Genomic DNA, 16603 nt, shown 5'->3' with positions numbered 1-16603 from the left:
CGGCCGCGCGGCCCGGCCACCTGGTACCCGGCCGCGTGGTGCCCGGCCGCGGCCGGCTGTCGCGAAAGAAGGGCTGCCGGGAGCAGCCGCTCGGCGCGCGTTGAGGACGGTTCAGGGAACCGCCCGTCGGCCAGGCGGAGGGGCGGAGCGAGAAGCGGCCTACATCGGGCCGCTGCGGTGGAGAGGGCGTCGGGCGGCTCGCCGCGCTGGAGACGTTGTGGGCACGGCTCGGCGCGTTGGAGGCGCTGTGAAGGCGCCTCGCCGCGCGTGGTGGAGAGGTTATGGGGGCGGCTCGCCGCACGCGGGTGAGCTGCAGTCATTGGGTGCCGCTGTGTTGGGGCGGTCTGAGGAGCGGCTTGCCGCACGTGGTGAAGGGGAAGTGAGGTCGTCGTGCGCCGCTGTGGTGGAAGGGTGGGCCGCCGCACGTGGGGGAGTGGAGAACGGCCACTGTGGTGGAAGGGCGGGCCGCCGCACGTGGGGGAAGTGGCGAGCGGCCGCCGTGGTGGAAGGGTAAGCCGCCGCGCGTGTGGGGAGGGGGAGCGGCCGCTGTGGTGGAAGGGTGGGCCGCCGCACGGGGGGGAGTGGAGAGCGGCCGCTGTGGTGGAAGGGTGGGCCGCTGCGCGTGGTGGGAGTGGGGAGCGGCCGGTCTGGGGGAGGGGTGGTCGGAAGGCGGGCCGCCCCGGGTGGGGCGGCCTGTGAAGGAGGCTGGTCAGCCGGCGAGGTGGCCCCAGCGGTCCTCCAGCTCCTGCCATGTGCCCTGGTCTTCGACCTTGCCGGCGATCAGGACGACCACGTGGTCGGCCTGGTTCAGGGCTGCTCGTTTGGAGGTTGAGCCGACCACTGTGACGCCGTGGCTGCGCAAGGCGCGCCATAGTTCCAGCTCTGTTGTCACGTCCAGGGCTGAGGAGACGTCGTCGGCGATCAGCAGCTCCGTGCGGGGGGCCAGGGCTCGGGCCAGGGCCAGGCGTTGCAGCTGGCCGCCGGAGAGGCGGGTGCCCTTGTGGCCGATCAGCAGCTGGAGGCCGCCGCCGGCCGCGGCCAGGTCGTGTTCCAGCTGGGCGGTGGAGACCGCGTCGGCCGCGTCGACCTCGTGGCCCAGCTGGATGTTGTCGGCCACGGTGCCGGACAGGACGCGGGGCAACTGGGCCACGTACCCGACCTGGTTGGGGCGCAGGAAAACCTCCGGCTCGTCGACCGGCTCGCCGTTCCAGACCAGTTCGCCGGTGTGGTGCACGATGCCGGCCAGGGCCCGCAGCAGCGACGACTTGCCCGCGCCGACCGGGCCGACGACCAGGACCAGCTGGCCGCGGTCGACGGCCAGGTCGACGTCCTGCGCGCCGACCGTGCCGTTCTCGTGTACCGCGCTGAAGTTGCGCAGCTCAAGGCGGCGCAGCGGGTTGCGCGGGGCCGTCGGCGGGGCCGGCGCCGTGCCGGCCGACAGGTCTACGCCGGGCACGTCCTTGGAGTATTCGGACTCGCCGGTCATCGCCACCGTCCGCTTGGTCCACACTCGTGCCGACGGGAACTGCGAGACCAGCGACGCCGTCGTCCAGGCGAACCAGCGGGCCGAGCCGAGGGTGGCCACTGCGATCAGGGTCGCCGCCGACGAGAGCGAACCGGCCAGGTAGAGCGCCCAGGCCGCGATCGGCAGCAGGCCGCTGGCGATCGATGGGGTGGACCGGGCCCACACCTGGATGGCGATCTCGCGCCGCTGGAGCTCGCTGCGGGCGAAGTCGAGGCGGGCCAGGTGGTTCAGCACCGGCTCGGTGGCGCCGGCCAGCTTCACCGTGCGCGCGGCCGACAGCGAGGACACCAGTGAGGTGGCGAACGCGGCGCGCGCGGCGACCGTGCGCCGGGCCGCCTTTTCCAGGCGCGGGCCGAACAGGGTGGCGGCCAGGCCGGACAGGACCATCGTGCCGACGAAGAACAGGGCCGGCACGAACGACTGCGACGCCACCGTCATCGCGACGATCATGACGAGGCTGGTGGCGTTGTCGATCAGGTTGTCGGCCAGCATGACCACCCGCTCGGTGTCGCCGCCCTGGGCGACCACCTCGGCTGGGGTGTGTTTGCTGACCCGGCGCGGGCCGATCTGGCCGTGCACCAGCCGCATGCTGATCCGCAGCATCTGCCGGACCCACCACTCCGGGAACCAGGCACCCGTGTAGTACAGCGTCGGGATGGCCAGCAGCAGGGCGGCCGCGATGCCGACCGCCGGGTAGAGCGGGTTGCCGATCCCGTCGACCACGTTCGACCAGAGCAGCGGCAGGATCGCGCCGTCAAGGCCGAGCAGCACGAGGATGGCGAACAGGGCGACCGCGCCCAGCCCGTACCTCTTGTCGTTCAACGTCAGCCGGGCGATCTCGCGGAACGTGTGAGCCTTGGGCTCCTCGGGCAGCGGCGGCGGCTCGACCGGTGGCAGCTTGTTGGCCAGCGCCTCGGCCCCGAGCTCGAGCTGGGCCGCCTTGTCCCAGTCGCGGTCCTCGACCAGCACCCCGCCGCCGCCGTTCACCGTCGCCGGCACGGCCAGGTTGCTGCTGGCCAGCAGCTCGGCGAAGCGCCGCGACTCGCGCAGCGGCCCCGACTCGAGCACCGCGCCGTCGGCCAGCACGACCACCTCGTCGCAGCGCTGCACCGACGACAGCCGGTGGGCCACGATGACGCCGATGCGGCCGGTGAGCAGGCGGTCGGTGGCCCGCTGGACCCACGACTCGGTGACCGGGTCCATCCGGGCCGTGGCCTCGTCGAGGATCACCACGTGCGGGTCGCGGACGAGGATCCGGGCGAAGGCCACCAGCTGTTCCTGGCCGGCCGAGAGCTTGTAGCCGTTCTCGCCGAGCCGGGTGTCGATGCCGTCCGGCAGGCTGGCCACCCAGGCGCTCAGGCCCAGCTCGTCGAGCGCGCCGGCCGACTTGGGCAGCAGTTCGGGGTCGAACAGCGCGATGTTCTCGGCCAGCGTGCCGGCCAGGATCTCGGTGCGTTGCGGGACGATGGCGGTCCAGCGGCGCAGGCCCTCGACGTTCATGTCGTTGAGGTCGACGCCGCCCAGGAACACCGTGCCCCGGGGCACGTCGACGGCCCGGGTCAGCACCTTGGCCAGTGTCGACTTGCCGGAGCCGGTGCGGCCGATCAGCGCGTACGACCGGCCGCGGGCGAAGGTGAGGTCGACGTCGCGCAGGGCCGGCGGGCGCCCGTTGTCGGACTCGCTGTAGCGGAAGGTCAGACCTCGTACCACCAAATCGCCGTCGACCGGGGGAACCCCCTCGGTCGGCTCCTGGGGCACGTCCTGCAGCAGCTGGACGCGGCTCCAGGCGCCGAGCGCGTTCTGCAGCTCGGGGACCATCCGGGTGACGTGCTCGAGGGTGCCGCCGAAGCCGAGCGCGAGCAGCCAGACGCCGGTCAGCCGGGCGCCGTCGATGTGGCCGGTGATCAGCGCCCACGCGCCGACGACGACGAGCACCGCGATCAGCGACCGGGTGATCGCGCCGGCACCCATGGTGATGCGCGCCGAGGACCGCCAGACCAGCCGCCCGCGCCGCAGCACCTCGGCCGCGCGCCGGGCGTAGAGACGGCGGACGTACGGGGCGGCGAGGCTCGTCCGCACGTCGTCCTGGCCGTGGATGGACTCCTCCATGACCGCGGCCAGGTCGGACCAGGACTCCTCCTCGGAGATCCGCAGCGGGGAGATGCGCTGGACCGGCTTGTTCATGGTGACGTAGAGCAGGATCGACACCAGCACCATGCCGACACCGGCCGGCCACCACACGAAGAACGCGGTGACGATCGAGAAGACGGCCACCGCCACCGACTGCGCGATCCGCACACCGCTGCCGCGCAGCTGGGCGCCGACCTCGTACACGTCGGAGTCGATCCGGTCGAGCAGTTCGCCGACCGGCGTGTTCTCGAGGGTGGGCAGGTCCTGCCCGAAGGCGACCCGGTTGAGCCCGCGCCGCACCTTGGCCGCCCAGTCGGCGGTCAGCCGCGAGGCCACCAGGCCGACGAACACGTCGCTCAGCACGGAGGCGACGAGCGCCGCCGCGAGCACGGTGAACAGGGACATGGAGCGGTCGACGAGCACGGCGCCGGCCAGCGCGAGAGCACCCGCCTGCCCGGCCGCGCCGAGCAGGATGAGGACCGCCACGAGACCCGTACGGCCTCGGGAGGTGACCCACAGGTCGCGAAGCAGACGCATTGACGAGTCCTTTTGCAGGGGATGAACCGAGGCGGTCCACCCATCTTTGTCCCCACCCGGAAGGTCTTCAACGGAATTACCTCGACGCCACATATCGCCTGTGTCACCCTCGGCGGTCATGCGAGATCTTCCGGCGGCCGTACGCGCGAAGGCCGTCCAGGCGGGCGCGACGGCCTGGCTCGACGCCCTGCCGTCGCTGGTCGCGGGCCTGGCGGCCGACTGGGGACTGACGCCGGGCCGCGCCTTCGGCGACGCCACGGAGGCGTACGTGGTCGAGGCGGGCGAGACCGCCGTACTCAAGATCCATCTGTGGCCCGGCGCCGCCGCCGAGGAGGCCGTCGTCCTGCGCCTGGCCGGGGGAGCGGGCTGTGCCCGGCTGCTGCGTGCCGATCCCGGAAGGCACGCGCTGCTGATCGAACGGCTCGGAACCCCCATGTCCGGCATGTCGATCGAGCAGCCCCGGCGCCAGGAGATCCTGTGCGATCTGGCGTCGGCCGTGTGGCGGCCGGTGCCCGGCGTGAGCCTGCCCACCGGCGCCGACGTGGCGGCCCGGATGGCGCAGTCGATCGAGCGACGCTGGGCGGAGCAGGGCCGGCCCTGCCGCCGGGCGGCCGTCGACCAGGCCCTGCGTGCGGCCGAGAGCCGGCGGAGGGCCCAACGTTCCGATCGCGCCGTCCTCTGTCACGGCGACGTCCATCAGTGGAACGCGCTATGGTCGCCGGACGGCTTCAAGCTGGTCGACCCCGACGGCGCCGTGGCCGAGCCCGAGCGCGACCTCGGCGCTCTGATGCGCGAGGATCCGGTCGAGCTGATGACCGGCGACCCCCGCGACCGCGCCCGGCTGTTGGCCGCCCGGACCGGCACCGACCCGGTCGCGGTTTGGGAGTGGGGCCTGGCCGACCGTGTCGCCACCGGCCTGGTCCTGTCCGCCGCCGGCGTCGAGCCCGTCGCGTCCCGGATGCTGTCCGCCGCCGACCGGATCGCCGACCTCTGAAAGAGCTTCAAGAAGAAGTACGCGTCGTCAAAAGCCCCGGGCCTGTCGGGGGCGAGCCGGGCGGGACACCGGGCCGTTGCGCCGGTTTCGCGTCAGGTGGTGGGCCAGGGCAGTTCGACCTCCACCGGCCGGGCGTAGTCGACGCCCGGCACGTCGAAGCCGTACAGGGCGCGGAACTGCGCGCGGAACCACCCGACGTCGCCCATCCCGGTCGCCCACCGCTCGGCCACCCGCGCCTGCACGGCCGGGTCGAGCTCCCACCGGTCGAGCCGGAGGCGGCCCGCCTCGTCCAGGTCGAACGGCGCCGCCCCGGTCAGCTGCTCCCACAACCGTATCGACTGCGCGACCGGCGACTGGAGCTCGTCGCCCAGCACCTCGCGGAGCAGGCTGACGTAGAGGGCGATCCCCGGGATCGCCGTGGACGCCTGCGTGACCGCCGCGCCGTTCACCGAGGTCAGGGCGCGGACGCCCGGCAGTTCGCTCAGTTCGGCGGCGGTGGCCTCGAGGTGGGCCTTGGCCGCCCCGATGGTGCCCGACCGGTAGATGCCCGAGGTCAGCTTCGACCCGATGTACGACAGCGCCACCGTCTGGAACCCGTCGCGGAGCAGCCCGCGCTCGGCCAGCGCGGCCACCCACAGCGCCCAGTCCTCACCGCCCATGACCTTGACGGTCGCGGCCGCCTCGTCCGCGCTCGCCGGTTCCACGGTGATCTCGCGGAGCGCCGGCGTGCCGTCGCGGTCGAACTCCAGCGTCCGCGTGGTGTGCGCGGCGCCCAGCGGCTTGATCACCGACTGGTGGGTGACACCGGCCGGGTCGGTCCGCCGGGGCGCGGCCACGCTGTAGATCAGGTAGTCGAGGCCGCCGAACCGCTTCGCGATCAGGTCCAGCGTCTCGTCCTTCGTCGAGCCGGCGAACGCGTCGCCGTTGACGAACGTGAAGTCCCGGCCCAGCTCACGGGCGAGCCGGCCGGCCGCGACCGCCCGGTACCAGCCGGCCGTCGCCGTCCGCCGGCCGGCGGGCCGCTCGAAGCCGAGGCCCACCCCGCGGATGCCGTGCCGGGCCAGCCCGGCGACCGTCGCGGCCAGCCCGTACCCGGCCGTGGCGCCGATGATCAGGGCGACCGGCCCGTCGGCGGGCACGTCGCGGGCGGCGCCGGCCTCGGACCGCATGCGGGCCACGGACTCGAAGCAGCCGGTGGGGTGGGAGTCGACCAGCAGGAAGCCCCGCCCGCTCGGGTTGACGACACGTTCGGACATGGGCGCGACCTTATCGCCCGGACATCCGCAGCAGCACACCCAGGAGGTGGGCGTCGCCGATGGCGCGGTGCGTGTGCTCGATGTCGCCAACCCCGCGGGCCGGCGGTCGGCGGTTCTCGGTGGCGGCGGCCCGCGCCTCGGAGTTCACATGATCGTCGATTTCCGCAACCGGAGCAGGGCCAGGACGCCGAGGCCGGCCGCGATCGGGCCGAGGGCCACGGCGGCCCAGCCGCCGACCACGCCGTTGCCCGTGCCGGGACCGCCGTCGGCGGTGGCGACGACCAGCACCCCGGTGAGGGCGCCGACGGCCCCGGCGGCCAGGGCGATCGCCGGGCGAAGGCCCGCCGAGCGGCCGGGCGGGCGGATCAGGGCCAGGATTCCGGCGATCACGCCGGCCAGGGTCAGCAGCGCGGCCACGGTGGCGATGAGGCGGTCGGTGGTGAACATCGGTTCCTCCGATCGGGAAAGGTGTTCCGATCCTCGTCCCGGGTGCGGCGCCGGTCATCGTGCCGATGTGGACAGTGCGCGCTGCCACGGATGCGGCATGGCACTACTGCGTACGGAGGACTCGCCCGGGGCGGTCCGCGGTTAGGGTGCCCGCATGGACACTGCGCGGGGCCGGGCGGTGGCTGTCCGGGACGCGGCGGCCGCGGTCTGGCGTACGGCGATCCCCGTCCGCGGCCGGGCGGTCGAGGTGCGGGACGTGGCCGTCGCGGCCGGCACAGCGACGGTCCTGGTGATCGCGGCACTGACCGGGGAGGGCGCCGGGACGCCGGCTGCGGGCCAGTGGCTCGGGTACGGGCTGCTGGCCGCCGGCGGGCTGGTGCTCGTCGTGCGCCGGTGGGCGCCGGTGGCCGCGCTGGTCGCCACGGGCGTGTGCGCGGCCGGCTATCAGGCGGCCGGGTTCGACGTGTTCGCCGTCGCCTATCTGATCGCCGTCTACTCCGCCGTGCGGGCCGGGCGCGGGGTCGTCACCGTCGTGACCAGCGTCGTCCTGCTGGCCGCCCTGCCCGTGGCGGCCGTCGCCGCCGGCGAGCCGGCCGGGGCGGCCCGGGGCGTGCTGGAGCTGGCCTGGCTGATCGCGGCCGGCGCCGCCGGCGAGGCGCTGCGGCAGGCCGAGCGCCGGGCCGACGAGGCCGAGCGCACCCGCGAGGAGATCGCCCGGCGCCGGGCCGGTGAGGAGCGGCTGCACATCGCGCGGGAGCTGCACGACTCGCTCACCCACCAGATCTCGGTGATCAAGGTGCAGTCGGAGGCCGCCGTGCACGTCGCCGAGAAGCGGGGCGAGCCGGTGCCCGAGGCGCTGACGGCCATCCGCGAGGCGGGCCGCGAGGCCTCCCGCGAGCTGCGGGCCACGCTCGAGGCGCTGCGCGACGACACCCTTTCCCCGCCGTACGGGCTCGAGCAGCTCCCCGATCTGGTGCGCCAGGCCCGGGCCGGCGGGCTGGACGCCACCCTGGCCGTCGACGGGCGCCGCCGGGGCGTGCCGGACGCCGTCGACCGGACCGCCTACCGGATCGTGCAGGAGTCGCTGACCAACATCGCCCGGCACGCGCGGGCCGCCACCGCGTCGGTCCGGGTCGGCTACCGTCCCGGGGCGATGACCATCGAGGTCGACGACGACGGCGACGCCACCCCGCGGTCGGCGCCCGGCCACGGCGTCGGGCTGCTCGGCATGCGCGAGCGGGTGACCGCCCTCGGCGGTGACCTGCGGGCCGGTCCGCGCGCCGGCGGGGGCTTCTCGGTGCGGGCGGAGCTGCCGTTGGACCGTACGACATGATCAAGGTCCTGCTCGTCGACGACCAGCCGCTGATCCGTGGCGGCTTCCGGGCGCTGCTCGACATCGAGGACGACATCGAGGTGGTGGCCGAGGCCGGTGACGGCGTCGAGGCCGTGGCCCTGGCCCGGCGGCACCGGCCCGACGTGGCGCTGATGGACGTGCGGATGCCGGTCGCCGACGGCGTCGAGGCGACCCGGCGCATCGCGGCCGACCCCGTGCTGGCCGGGGTGCACGTGGTCATCCTGACCAACTACGGCCTGGAGGAGTACGTCTTTCACGCGCTGCGGGCCGGCGCCGCCGGTTTCCTGGTCAAGGACGTCCAACCCGAGGACTTCCTGCACGCCGTACGGGTCGCCGCCCGCGGTGACGCGCTGCTGGCGCCGTCGATCACCCGCCGGCTGATCGACCGCTACGTGAGCCAGCCCCGGCCCGTGGCCTCCGCCACGGCGCTGACCGAGCTGACCAACCGCGAGCGCGAGGCGGTCGTCCTGGTCGCCCAGGGACTGTCGAACGATCAGATCGCGGCCCGCATGGTGATCAGCCCGGTGACCGCGAAGACCCACGTCAACCGGGCGATGACCAAGCTGCACGTCCGCGACCGGGCGCAACTGGTGGTGATCGCGTACGAGAGCGGCCTGGTCACCGCATCGTCGAGTGGGCGTCGTAGCTGGTCGTAGACCGCCACTGGTCGTAGGCGACGGTGGCCTCGGAGGTCGAGCCGTTCAGCACGGCGAAGGCGTTGTCGCCGGTCTCGTACGTGTTGCCGTCGATCGTCACGGCCGGCCGGCCGCCGTCGAACTGGAGGCGGTAGACGACGGTGCCGGAGTTGCGGACGACGGTGTTGCCGGTGATCTTCAGGCCGTCGACGCTGCCGGCGAAGTCGCTGCCCGTGGTGAGCAGGAAGGTGAACTTCTGCATGCCGCTGAAGGTGTTGTCGCTGACCGTGTTCTTCGCCGCGCAGCGCAGCAGCAGCCCGGTGTCGCTGTCGAAGCCGGTGGGGCCGTGGCCGCCGATCGCGCGGTTGCCGGTGAAGACGTTGTTCGAGCAGCCGCCGCGACCGCCCGTACCGGTCTCCAGCACGCCGTCGTTCGCCTCGAAGGTGTTGCCGGTGACGGTCAGGTTGGCGGCGTCGTAGATCTCGATGCCACCGCCGTCGGTGCCGTAGTCGGTCGAGGGGCCGTGGTTGCCGCGGACCGTGTTGTTGCGGAACACCGGTCCCGGGTCGGCCTGTACGAAGGTGGCGGCCAGGCCGTACCCGCCGAAGTCGTCGTTCTTCTGTGCGGTGTTCTGCACGATCACGTCCTGGTCGTGGACGTTGTTGCCGTCGACGACGACGCCCCGGCCGCCGCCGCTGACCACGATGCCGGCGCCGTTGCGCATGACCTCGGACCCGGTGACGTGCACGTCCCGCGACTGGGTGACCAGGATGCCGTAGCAGCCGACCGGCAACCCGGCCGCGTTCGTGCCGTGGCTGTCGCGCACGACGACGCCGCTGACCGTGACGTCGCTGGTGTCGTGGACGCGGATGCCGCTGCCGTGGTCGCCGGTGATGTCGACGTCGGCGTTCGGCTTGGGCACGCACCCCCGTACCGTCAGGTCGGCGATCGTCGTCCCGCTCGCCGTGACCAGAATGCCGTCGCGGACGCCGGACACACCCGCCACCGTCGCGTGCTCGGCCGGCGCGCTCATCACGGTCAGGTTGGGCCGGGTGATCGTGAACGGGTCGTACGTACCCGCCCGCACGAAGATCTTGGAACCGGCCGGCGCCACCTCGACCGCGTGCGCGATCGACCGCCAGGGCTTCCCGGGCGAGCCGTCGGCGTCGTCGGCGCCGCGCGTGGAGACCCAGTAGCCGGGGCCGGCGGCGTCGACGTCGGGTGGCCGTTCGGCGAAGAAGACGTGGTATCCGGCGGCCGCGCCGCCGGCGAGCAGGAGCGCGGCGAGCAGGGCGAGCCACCGGCGGGCCCGGCCACCGGCGCGGTGCGTTCCGCTCACCCGGTGAAGACGGGGTCGGCCGACATCGCCCGGTACGCGGTCAGCGAGGCGGCGGTCGAGTCGACGCGCCACTTCTCGGTGGAGCCGGGATGGGTGTCGGTGTCGAACCAGCACACGGCGCCGACGGCCGGACGGGTCTTCACCCACTGATGGAAGGCGGTGATCCAGTCCGGTTTGGTGCTGCCACCGCGGTCGGTCACCGACACTTCGGTGATCATGACGGGCTTGCGGGCCGCGTACGTCTCGTAGAACCGGTCGAACAGGTCGCCCGGTGCCTGGCCCGCGGCGTAGCCCGAGACACCGGCCCAGTCCACGTACTCGTCACCGGGGTAGTACCGGGGAAAGGCGTTCCCGTCCTCGTCCGGGTCGGAGTTCCAGTTCGGGCTCCACACCCAGCTCACGTTGTCGGCGCCCTCCCGGGCGAAGATGCCGTGGATCCGGCGGTACGCCTTGACGTACCCGGCCGGGTCGGGGGTGGACGGGGCGCGGTTCATGTCCCAGGCCCAGCGCAGCAGGGTCGGCACGGCCCGCCGCGCCATCCGCTGCGCGGCCCCGGCGATCAGCTTGTCCGAGGAGCCGTTGGTGACCTGCTGGTACACCGGGCCGCGCCAGGACATCATCGCGACGCTGGCCGACGTCACGTACGGCAGCGAGGTCGGCAGGGTGTCGGTCCACGAGTAGAACCGGTGCACGATGCGCTCCGGGCGGCCGAGCTGCCTGGTCCGCAGGGCGATCCCCTCGGCCGTCGTCAAACCCTTGAGCTGGGTGTACGCCCCGAGCAGCACCCGGCCCGGCCGGTAAGGCACCGGGCCGCCGCCGCTCAGGGCCGGACTGGACGCGGCCGGTACGGGTTTCTCCTCCGCGCGGTACGTCTTGCAGCCGGCCAGCGGGACGGCGGCCAGCGCGGACAGGCCGAGCAGGCGGCGGCGGTTCATGTCAGGTTCTTCCCGAACGTCCGGGCGACCCGGCGGGCGACCCGCCACCCGGGCTGGGCGAACTGCTTCACCTTGGGTACGAGGCCGGTCTCGCCGGTCCGGACGAGGGCCACCAGGTCGGCGCCGGTGTGGTCCGGGGTGGGCTGCAGGCGGGGGACGGCCAGGCGCTTCTCGGCCGGGGTGTGCAGGCGGCGGCCGACCTCGGTGGCGTTGTCGTATGCCAGCGAGGCCACCAGGTCGCGCACCCGCCGGCTGTGGTAGCCGTGCGGGTAGGCGAACGACCGTACCGGCACCTGAAGCCGTTGTTCCAGCTGGCGATGGCTGGTGACGATCTCGTCGCGGAGCTGGGCGGCCGGCAGCACGTCCAGCGGGTGGTGGATCATGCTGTGGTTGCCGATCTCGACGCCGGCGTCCCGCACCTCGGCCAGCTCGTCCCAGGTCAGCATCGGCCCGAAGTCGGCCGCCCACCGCCCGAGCCAGCCGGCCGTGCCGCCGAGGTGGCCGACCGACGCGTAGAGGGTGGCCCCGGCGCCGCTCTCCTTCAGAATCGGCACGCCCTGGGTGAGGAAGTCGCGGTAGCCGTCGTCGAACGTGACCGCGATCAGCTTCTCGCCGCCGCCCTCCTCGAGCAGGTTCAGGGCCTCGGTCAGGCCGGCCAGGCGGTAACCGGCGTCCCGGAGCGCGCTCAGCTGCTCGCGTAACAGCTCCGGCGGCACGGCGAGATCACGCATCGGGCCACCGACAGCTGACACGGAGTGATACATGAGTGCTGGCAAAACGGGCACGCGGTCGTCCTCCTCAAGATCCAACCTACGTCCCTCTACCGAAAGTCGTAGTCGAACTCCCGCTCCGGGCAGAGGCGCGCGCGACCTCCACCCGGAAGGGTGAGGTCATGACATTTGATCCCGTACGCTGCGCCGAGGCCGCCGGTCAGGCGGCCGTCGTGCTCGGCGTCGCCGTGCCCCCGGTGGCCTGGCGCGGGCTCGACGGCGCGACCGGCGCGGTCCTGGCCACGATGCTGGTCGTCATCACCGCCGGCATCTACGCCCTGCACGCGGTCACGTTCGACGCGCTGCGGATTTTGAACTCCCGCGCCACCGCGCCCGTATCTCCGGTCGACGACGGTTCGCTGCATCACCGGGAGCGATCGAGATGTTCCGACTGATCTACCTGCACACCGAGAGCGGCACCCCGCGCATCAGCGTCGAGTCCGGCAACTACGCCAGCGCGCGCAACGCGCTGACCCGATACCGCAGCGCTCCCGCCGCGTACTTCGGCGTCGGCCGTTTCGACCACGAGGGCACGCTGGCCGAGATCATCCTGGACCGGCTCTGCGGGCCGCTGGGCGAGTGCCCGCGCCCGGCCACCCTGGTGCACGCGGCGACGTACCACCGGCTCTGTGAGATCTGCGCACACGGCCTGGACGTGCTGACCGTGCCCGAGCTGGCCCGTCTGCTCGGCATCGCCTGCCGGCTCGCCCCGGTGCCGGCCCGGGCCGGACGGCACGCGGCGCCCGAGGAGCCGTCGCCGGCCGGCAACCGGATCGCCCGCGAACTGGCCACCCGGGTCGACGACCCCGGCTGGCGGCGGGAGCTCTGCGCCGAGCTGACGCGCACCCCCGGCGCGGTGAACGGCCTGCTCATCGGGGTGGGCGCGCTGACTCATCGGGACGTGCTCGACCTGTACCCGCGGCTGCGCACGCTCGCCGACGAGCTGCCCGCATGCGTGCGTGAGGAGCTGTCGCGGGCGACGTCGCGGCCGCTGTCACCAGCGGGTGTGGCCGGCCTGCGGCTCGGTCTGTCGCACTAGGCGGCCACGCGGGAACACGCGCAGCAGGGAGCCGTCGCGCTCCCGGACGGACAACCGGTCGTCCGGCGACCACCGCACGTCGACCACGGCGGTGAGGCCCGCGGCGTACACCTGAGGCTCCTGACCCGGCACCACCCGCCACAGACGCGCCCGGCCCGGGACGAGAGAGGTCTCGCCGACGTAGAAGGCGCCGTCCGGCCCGCGCGCGACGCCGCTGGCCACCGGGCGCAGCGCCATCGGGCCCGCCCACGGAAAGACCGCGACCCGGCAGCGGCGGCCGCGCGGCGCGATCCGGACCAGCGACGAGCCCTCGGTGACATAGACCCGGCCGTGCGGATCGACTTCCTGGTGAACCGGGACTCCCAGAAGAGTCGCGCTCAGCAGGGCAACCAATGTGATCATGTTTTACCCCCGTGCCCCCGATTCTGTTTTTCCGGCGACGGGCGCGCAGTCCTCGATCCGACCCGGGGTAGGTTCCGGCCATGAACTACACGTTCGAGGCGCTGGTGGAGCGGGCCAGGGCGCTCGTGCCGGCCGGTGGGCGCGCGGTGCTCGGCATCACGGGGCCACCCGGGGCGGGCAAGACCACGCTGGCCGAGGAACTGGTGGCGGCGCTGGCGCCGGACCCGCCGCCGGGCCTGACGGCCGGGGCGTGGGTGGCGCACGTGCCGATGGACGGCTTCCACCTGGCCGACGTGGAGCTCACCCGGCTCGGGCGGCGGGACCGCAAGGGCGCGCCGGACACGTTCGATCCGCTCGGCTACGCGGCCCTGCTGCGGCGGGTGCTGGCCGACGAGGACGAGGTGATCTACGCGCCCGGGTTCGAGCGGGTCATCGAGCAGCCGGTCGCCGGGGCCATCCCCCTCTTCCGGGACGCGCGCCTGATCATCAGTGAGGGTAATTACCTGCTGCTCGACGACGCTTTCTGGCGGCCAGTGCGGGATCTTCTTGCTGAGGTCTGGTACGCGGATCTGGATCAGTCGACGCGTATTGAACGTCTTATTTCGCGACATGTCCGTTTTGGTAAGGACCCGTCGGCCGCGTCGGAGTGGGCGACCGGGACCGACGAGCGCAACGCCGTCCTCATCGCCGCCTCGCGCCCGCGCGCCGACCTCGTCGTGCCGGCCTCGGTTATCCACAGGGTCGGCACCCCACCGGCCTGAAGTGGCATGCTTTCAGGCGTGTCCGTAGGTGAAGCAGTCGAGACCGAACCCCGCCGCCGCCCGTCCCGGGCCGTCCGCTTTGGATTGACCCTGGTCGCGGTCCTGGCGTTGCTGTTCGGCGTGCCCTGGTGGACGCTGTTCGGCTCCGGCAACGACTGGCCCACCGGCGTCTTCGTGACCGGCACGGTGGTCGTCGCGCTGGTGGCGGTCGCGTTCCCGGTGCTGATGTTCCTGGGCCACGGGCGCAACCATCGCGACGTTCCCGCGGTCATCGCCGACACCACGCTCGGCGTCGTCTGGGTCCTGTTCGTCCAGTCCCTCATCGGCCAGGTGCTCGCCCTGCTCCTCTGGGCCGCCGGCGTCGGCGACCCGGCTCGCCACCGCATCGCCACGGCGGTGGTCGCTGTGGTCTCGGTGGTCCTGCTCGCTTGGGGGTACGCGGAAGCGAGGCGCGTCCCGCGGGTCCGCCGGGTCGACGTGACCCTGCCGCGGCTGGGCGCCGGCCTCGACGGCCTGCGGCTGGTGCTGCTCACCGACACCCACTACGGCCCGATCGAGCGGTCCCGCTGGTCGCAGAAGGTGACCGAGGTGGTGAACACCCTCGACGCGGACGTGGTCGCGCACACCGGCGACATCGCCGACGGCGAGGTGGCCCAGCGCCGTTCGCAGGCGGCCCCGCTGGCCGACATCCGCGCCACCATGGCCCGGGTCTACGTGACCGGCAACCACGAGTACTTCAGCGGCGCCCAGCGCTGGGTCGAACACATGGCCTCGCTCGGCTGGGAGGCCCTGCACAACCGCCACGTCGAGGTCACCCGGGGCGGCGACACCCTGGTGATCGCCGGTGTCGACGACCGCACCGCCGCCGGCTCGGGAGTGCCCGGCCACCACGCCGACCACGAGGCCGCCCTGGCCGGCGCCGACCCGTCCCACCCTGTCCTGCTGCTGGCCCACCAGCCCGCTCAGATCGCCGGCGCGGTGGCGCACGGCGTGGACCTCCAGATCTCCGGCCACACCCACGGCGGCCAGATGTGGCCCTTCCACTACCTGGTCCGCCTCGACCAGCCGGTCCTGCAGGGCTTGTCCCGCCATTCCGGCCGCACCCAGCTCTACACCAGCCGGGGCACCGGCTTCTGGGGCCCGCCGTTCCGCATCTTCGCACCCAGCGAGATCACCCTCCTCACTCTGCATGCCGCCTGACCTACGCCTCCTTCCGGGCTACGGGCTGGGCGGCGTCCTCGACCCGGCACCCGCCGCCTCCGCCCCGCCGGGTGGGGCCGGGGGCGACGACGCGTACTGGATGCGGCGGGCGCTGCTCCGCGCGATGGAAGCCGAGGGCCGGGCCAGCCCCAACCCCACGGTCGGCGCGGTGATCGTCAAGGACGGGGTGCTGATTGCCGAGGGCGCGACCGAGCCGTACGGCGGCCGCCACGCGGAACGCTGCGCCATCGACAGCGTCGCCGACCGGGCGATCCTGCGCGGCGCGACCATCTACACGACCCTCGAGCCGTGCGCCCACTGGGGAAAGCAGCCACCCTGCGCCGACCTGGTCGCCTCGTGCGGTTTCGCGCGCTGCGTCTCCGCCCTCCGCGACCCCGACCCGCGCGTCGCCGGCGTCGGCCTCGACCGCATCCGCGCCGCCGGCACCGAGGTCGCCTTCGGCCCGCTCCGCGACGAGATCCAGGCCTGGCACCTGCCCTACCTCACCCAGCGCCTGACCGGACGGCCGCTGATCTCCGCCCTGGGCCCGGCCGCGACCCCGCACCCCTACCGCGACCGGCTACGCCACCAGTGCGACATCCTGATCACCGCCCTCCCCGCGCCACCGGCCTCCGGCTTCCCCGCGGCAGCCCAGCCCCGCTCCGGCCTCCCCGCAGCGACGCCGCCGGCTTCGGGCTTCCCCACGGCCGCACCGCCCCCCTCCGGCCTCCCCGCAGCGCCGCCGCCGGCTTCGGGCGTTCCCGCGGTCGCGACGACGGCTTCGGGCGTTTCCGCGGCCGCGCCGCCCGTTCCCGGCGTTCCTGTGGGGGCGTCGCCGGCGGCCGGGAGCTGGCGTGGCGTCATCTGGTGGGACCCGGACGGCCGTACCGCGCAGCTGAACTCGGCCGAAACCCGCCGGCTCAGTGCGCACGCCCAAGCCCTGGGCGTTCCGGTGATCCTCGTCGGTCCACATCCCGCCGACCTGCCGAACGTCGCGCACGTCGTGCGGCCGGCCGGGCCGGCGGCCTCCTGGCTTCGGGCGTATTCGGCGAGCGCCGAGCTGGCCGCGGCTGTCGGCGAGCAGCCCAACTGGCTGCTGATCGACGACTGCCCCGAGCTGGCCGTCGGTGACGCCCTCGAGGTGTTCCACGCCTTCGACCGCTCGCCACCGCCGTCCGGTGATCTGGTCGAGATCACGCGGGACGAGCTGATCGCCGAGTACTGCGCGAAGGAGCTCCTGTCCGTGCTCGCCGGCACACCTTGGTGACCGTCGAGGGCG

At 73.4% G+C, this 16603-nt stretch carries 16 protein-coding genes; 8 read left to right on the top strand and 8 right to left on the bottom strand.

Annotated elements, in window-relative coordinates; translation table 11 throughout:
• Positions 1-709 precede the first annotated feature (709 nt).
• Positions 710-4192 (bottom strand): ABC transporter ATP-binding protein, encoded by a 3483-nt coding sequence (locus ACGFJ7_RS32485; RefSeq protein WP_360253402.1) that lies wholly within the window; start codon positions 4190-4192, stop codon positions 710-712.
• A gap of 118 nt (positions 4193-4310) precedes the next feature.
• Here ACGFJ7_RS32485 and ACGFJ7_RS32480 point away from each other — a divergent pair, with 118 nt between their 5' ends.
• The gene (locus tag ACGFJ7_RS32480; RefSeq protein WP_392645562.1) at positions 4311-5186 is read left to right on the top strand and encodes an aminoglycoside phosphotransferase family protein; all 876 of its coding nucleotides are present in this window, start codon (positions 4311-4313) and stop codon (positions 5184-5186) included.
• 92 nt (positions 5187-5278) lie between these two features.
• On the opposite strand, the gene ACGFJ7_RS32475 is transcribed toward ACGFJ7_RS32480, so the two are convergent.
• Genes ACGFJ7_RS32475 through ACGFJ7_RS32465 form a run of 3 tightly spaced genes read right to left on the bottom strand, consistent with a single transcriptional unit; the run spans position 5279 to position 6889 of the window.
• On the bottom strand, positions 5279-6442 hold the full coding sequence (locus ACGFJ7_RS32475) for a bifunctional NADH-specific enoyl-ACP reductase/trans-2-enoyl-CoA reductase (RefSeq protein WP_392645560.1): 1164 nt from the start codon (positions 6440-6442) through the stop codon (positions 5279-5281).
• Positions 6443-6452: 10 nt separating this feature from the next.
• Positions 6453-6590, bottom strand: coding sequence for a hypothetical protein (locus tag ACGFJ7_RS32470; protein WP_360253396.1), 138 nt, complete (start codon positions 6588-6590; stop codon positions 6453-6455).
• Entirely contained in the window at positions 6587-6889 is a 303-nt protein-coding gene (locus ACGFJ7_RS32465) for a DUF6223 family protein (RefSeq protein WP_392645558.1), read from the bottom strand. The genes ACGFJ7_RS32470 and ACGFJ7_RS32465 overlap by 4 nt, the downstream gene beginning before the upstream one ends.
• Positions 6890-7043: 154 nt before the next feature.
• Here ACGFJ7_RS32465 and ACGFJ7_RS32460 point away from each other — a divergent pair, with 154 nt between their 5' ends.
• Positions 7044-8222 carry a sensor histidine kinase gene (locus tag ACGFJ7_RS32460; protein WP_392645556.1) on the top strand — a complete coding sequence of 393 codons (1179 nt, stop codon included), beginning with the start codon at positions 7044-7046 and terminating at the stop codon, positions 8220-8222.
• A complete protein-coding gene (locus ACGFJ7_RS32455) occupies positions 8219-8899 on the top strand; it encodes a response regulator (protein WP_392645554.1) in 681 nt (226 codons plus the stop codon). The genes ACGFJ7_RS32460 and ACGFJ7_RS32455 overlap by 4 nt, the downstream gene beginning before the upstream one ends.
• On the opposite strand, the gene ACGFJ7_RS32450 is transcribed toward ACGFJ7_RS32455, so the two are convergent.
• Genes ACGFJ7_RS32450 through ACGFJ7_RS32440 form a run of 3 tightly spaced genes read right to left on the bottom strand, consistent with a single transcriptional unit; the run spans position 8862 to position 11883 of the window.
• Positions 8862-10217 carry a nitrous oxide reductase family maturation protein NosD gene (locus ACGFJ7_RS32450; RefSeq protein ID WP_392645552.1) on the bottom strand — a complete coding sequence of 452 codons (1356 nt, stop codon included), beginning with the start codon at positions 10215-10217 and terminating at the stop codon, positions 8862-8864. The genes ACGFJ7_RS32455 and ACGFJ7_RS32450 overlap by 38 nt on opposite strands.
• The gene (locus tag ACGFJ7_RS32445; RefSeq protein WP_360253386.1) at positions 10214-11152 is read right to left on the bottom strand and encodes a glycosyl hydrolase; all 939 of its coding nucleotides are present in this window, start codon (positions 11150-11152) and stop codon (positions 10214-10216) included. The genes ACGFJ7_RS32450 and ACGFJ7_RS32445 overlap by 4 nt, the downstream gene beginning before the upstream one ends.
• A complete protein-coding gene (locus ACGFJ7_RS32440; protein WP_360253384.1) occupies positions 11149-11883 on the bottom strand; it encodes a polysaccharide deacetylase family protein in 735 nt (244 codons plus the stop codon). The genes ACGFJ7_RS32445 and ACGFJ7_RS32440 overlap by 4 nt, the downstream gene beginning before the upstream one ends.
• 161 nt (positions 11884-12044) lie before the next feature.
• Here ACGFJ7_RS32440 and ACGFJ7_RS32435 point away from each other — a divergent pair, with 161 nt between their 5' ends.
• Positions 12045-12317 (top strand): hypothetical protein, encoded by a 273-nt coding sequence (locus tag ACGFJ7_RS32435; RefSeq protein ID WP_392645550.1) that lies wholly within the window; start codon positions 12045-12047, stop codon positions 12315-12317.
• Positions 12305-12961, top strand: coding sequence for a hypothetical protein (locus ACGFJ7_RS32430; RefSeq protein WP_360253380.1), 657 nt, complete (start codon positions 12305-12307; stop codon positions 12959-12961). The genes ACGFJ7_RS32435 and ACGFJ7_RS32430 overlap by 13 nt, the downstream gene beginning before the upstream one ends.
• Here ACGFJ7_RS32430 and ACGFJ7_RS32425 read toward each other — a convergent pair.
• Positions 12917-13363 carry a hypothetical protein gene (locus ACGFJ7_RS32425; protein ID WP_360253378.1) on the bottom strand — a complete coding sequence of 149 codons (447 nt, stop codon included), beginning with the start codon at positions 13361-13363 and terminating at the stop codon, positions 12917-12919. The two genes, ACGFJ7_RS32430 and ACGFJ7_RS32425, sit on opposite strands and share 45 nt — an antisense overlap.
• Positions 13364-13443: 80 nt before the next feature.
• Here ACGFJ7_RS32425 and ACGFJ7_RS32420 point away from each other — a divergent pair, with 80 nt between their 5' ends.
• From ACGFJ7_RS32420 to ACGFJ7_RS32410, 3 genes are read left to right on the top strand one after another with little or no spacing between them, the layout of a single operon-like run.
• Positions 13444-14124: a nucleoside/nucleotide kinase family protein gene (locus ACGFJ7_RS32420; RefSeq protein WP_392645548.1), complete on the top strand. Its 681-nt coding sequence runs from the start codon at positions 13444-13446 to the stop codon at positions 14122-14124.
• 18 nt (positions 14125-14142) lie between these two features.
• A complete protein-coding gene (locus ACGFJ7_RS32415; RefSeq protein ID WP_360253374.1) occupies positions 14143-15324 on the top strand; it encodes a metallophosphoesterase in 1182 nt (393 codons plus the stop codon).
• Positions 15314-16591: a hypothetical protein gene (locus ACGFJ7_RS32410; RefSeq protein ID WP_392645546.1), complete on the top strand. Its 1278-nt coding sequence runs from the start codon at positions 15314-15316 to the stop codon at positions 16589-16591. Before ACGFJ7_RS32415 ends, ACGFJ7_RS32410 begins: the two co-directional genes overlap by 11 nt.
• Positions 16592-16603 lie beyond the last annotated feature (12 nt).

It is taken from the genome of Actinoplanes sp. NPDC048988 (assembly GCF_043197815.1).
Taxonomy (GTDB): Bacteria; Actinomycetota; Actinomycetes; order Mycobacteriales; family Micromonosporaceae; genus Actinoplanes.
This window is presented reverse-complemented; position numbering and strand designations above follow the sequence as displayed.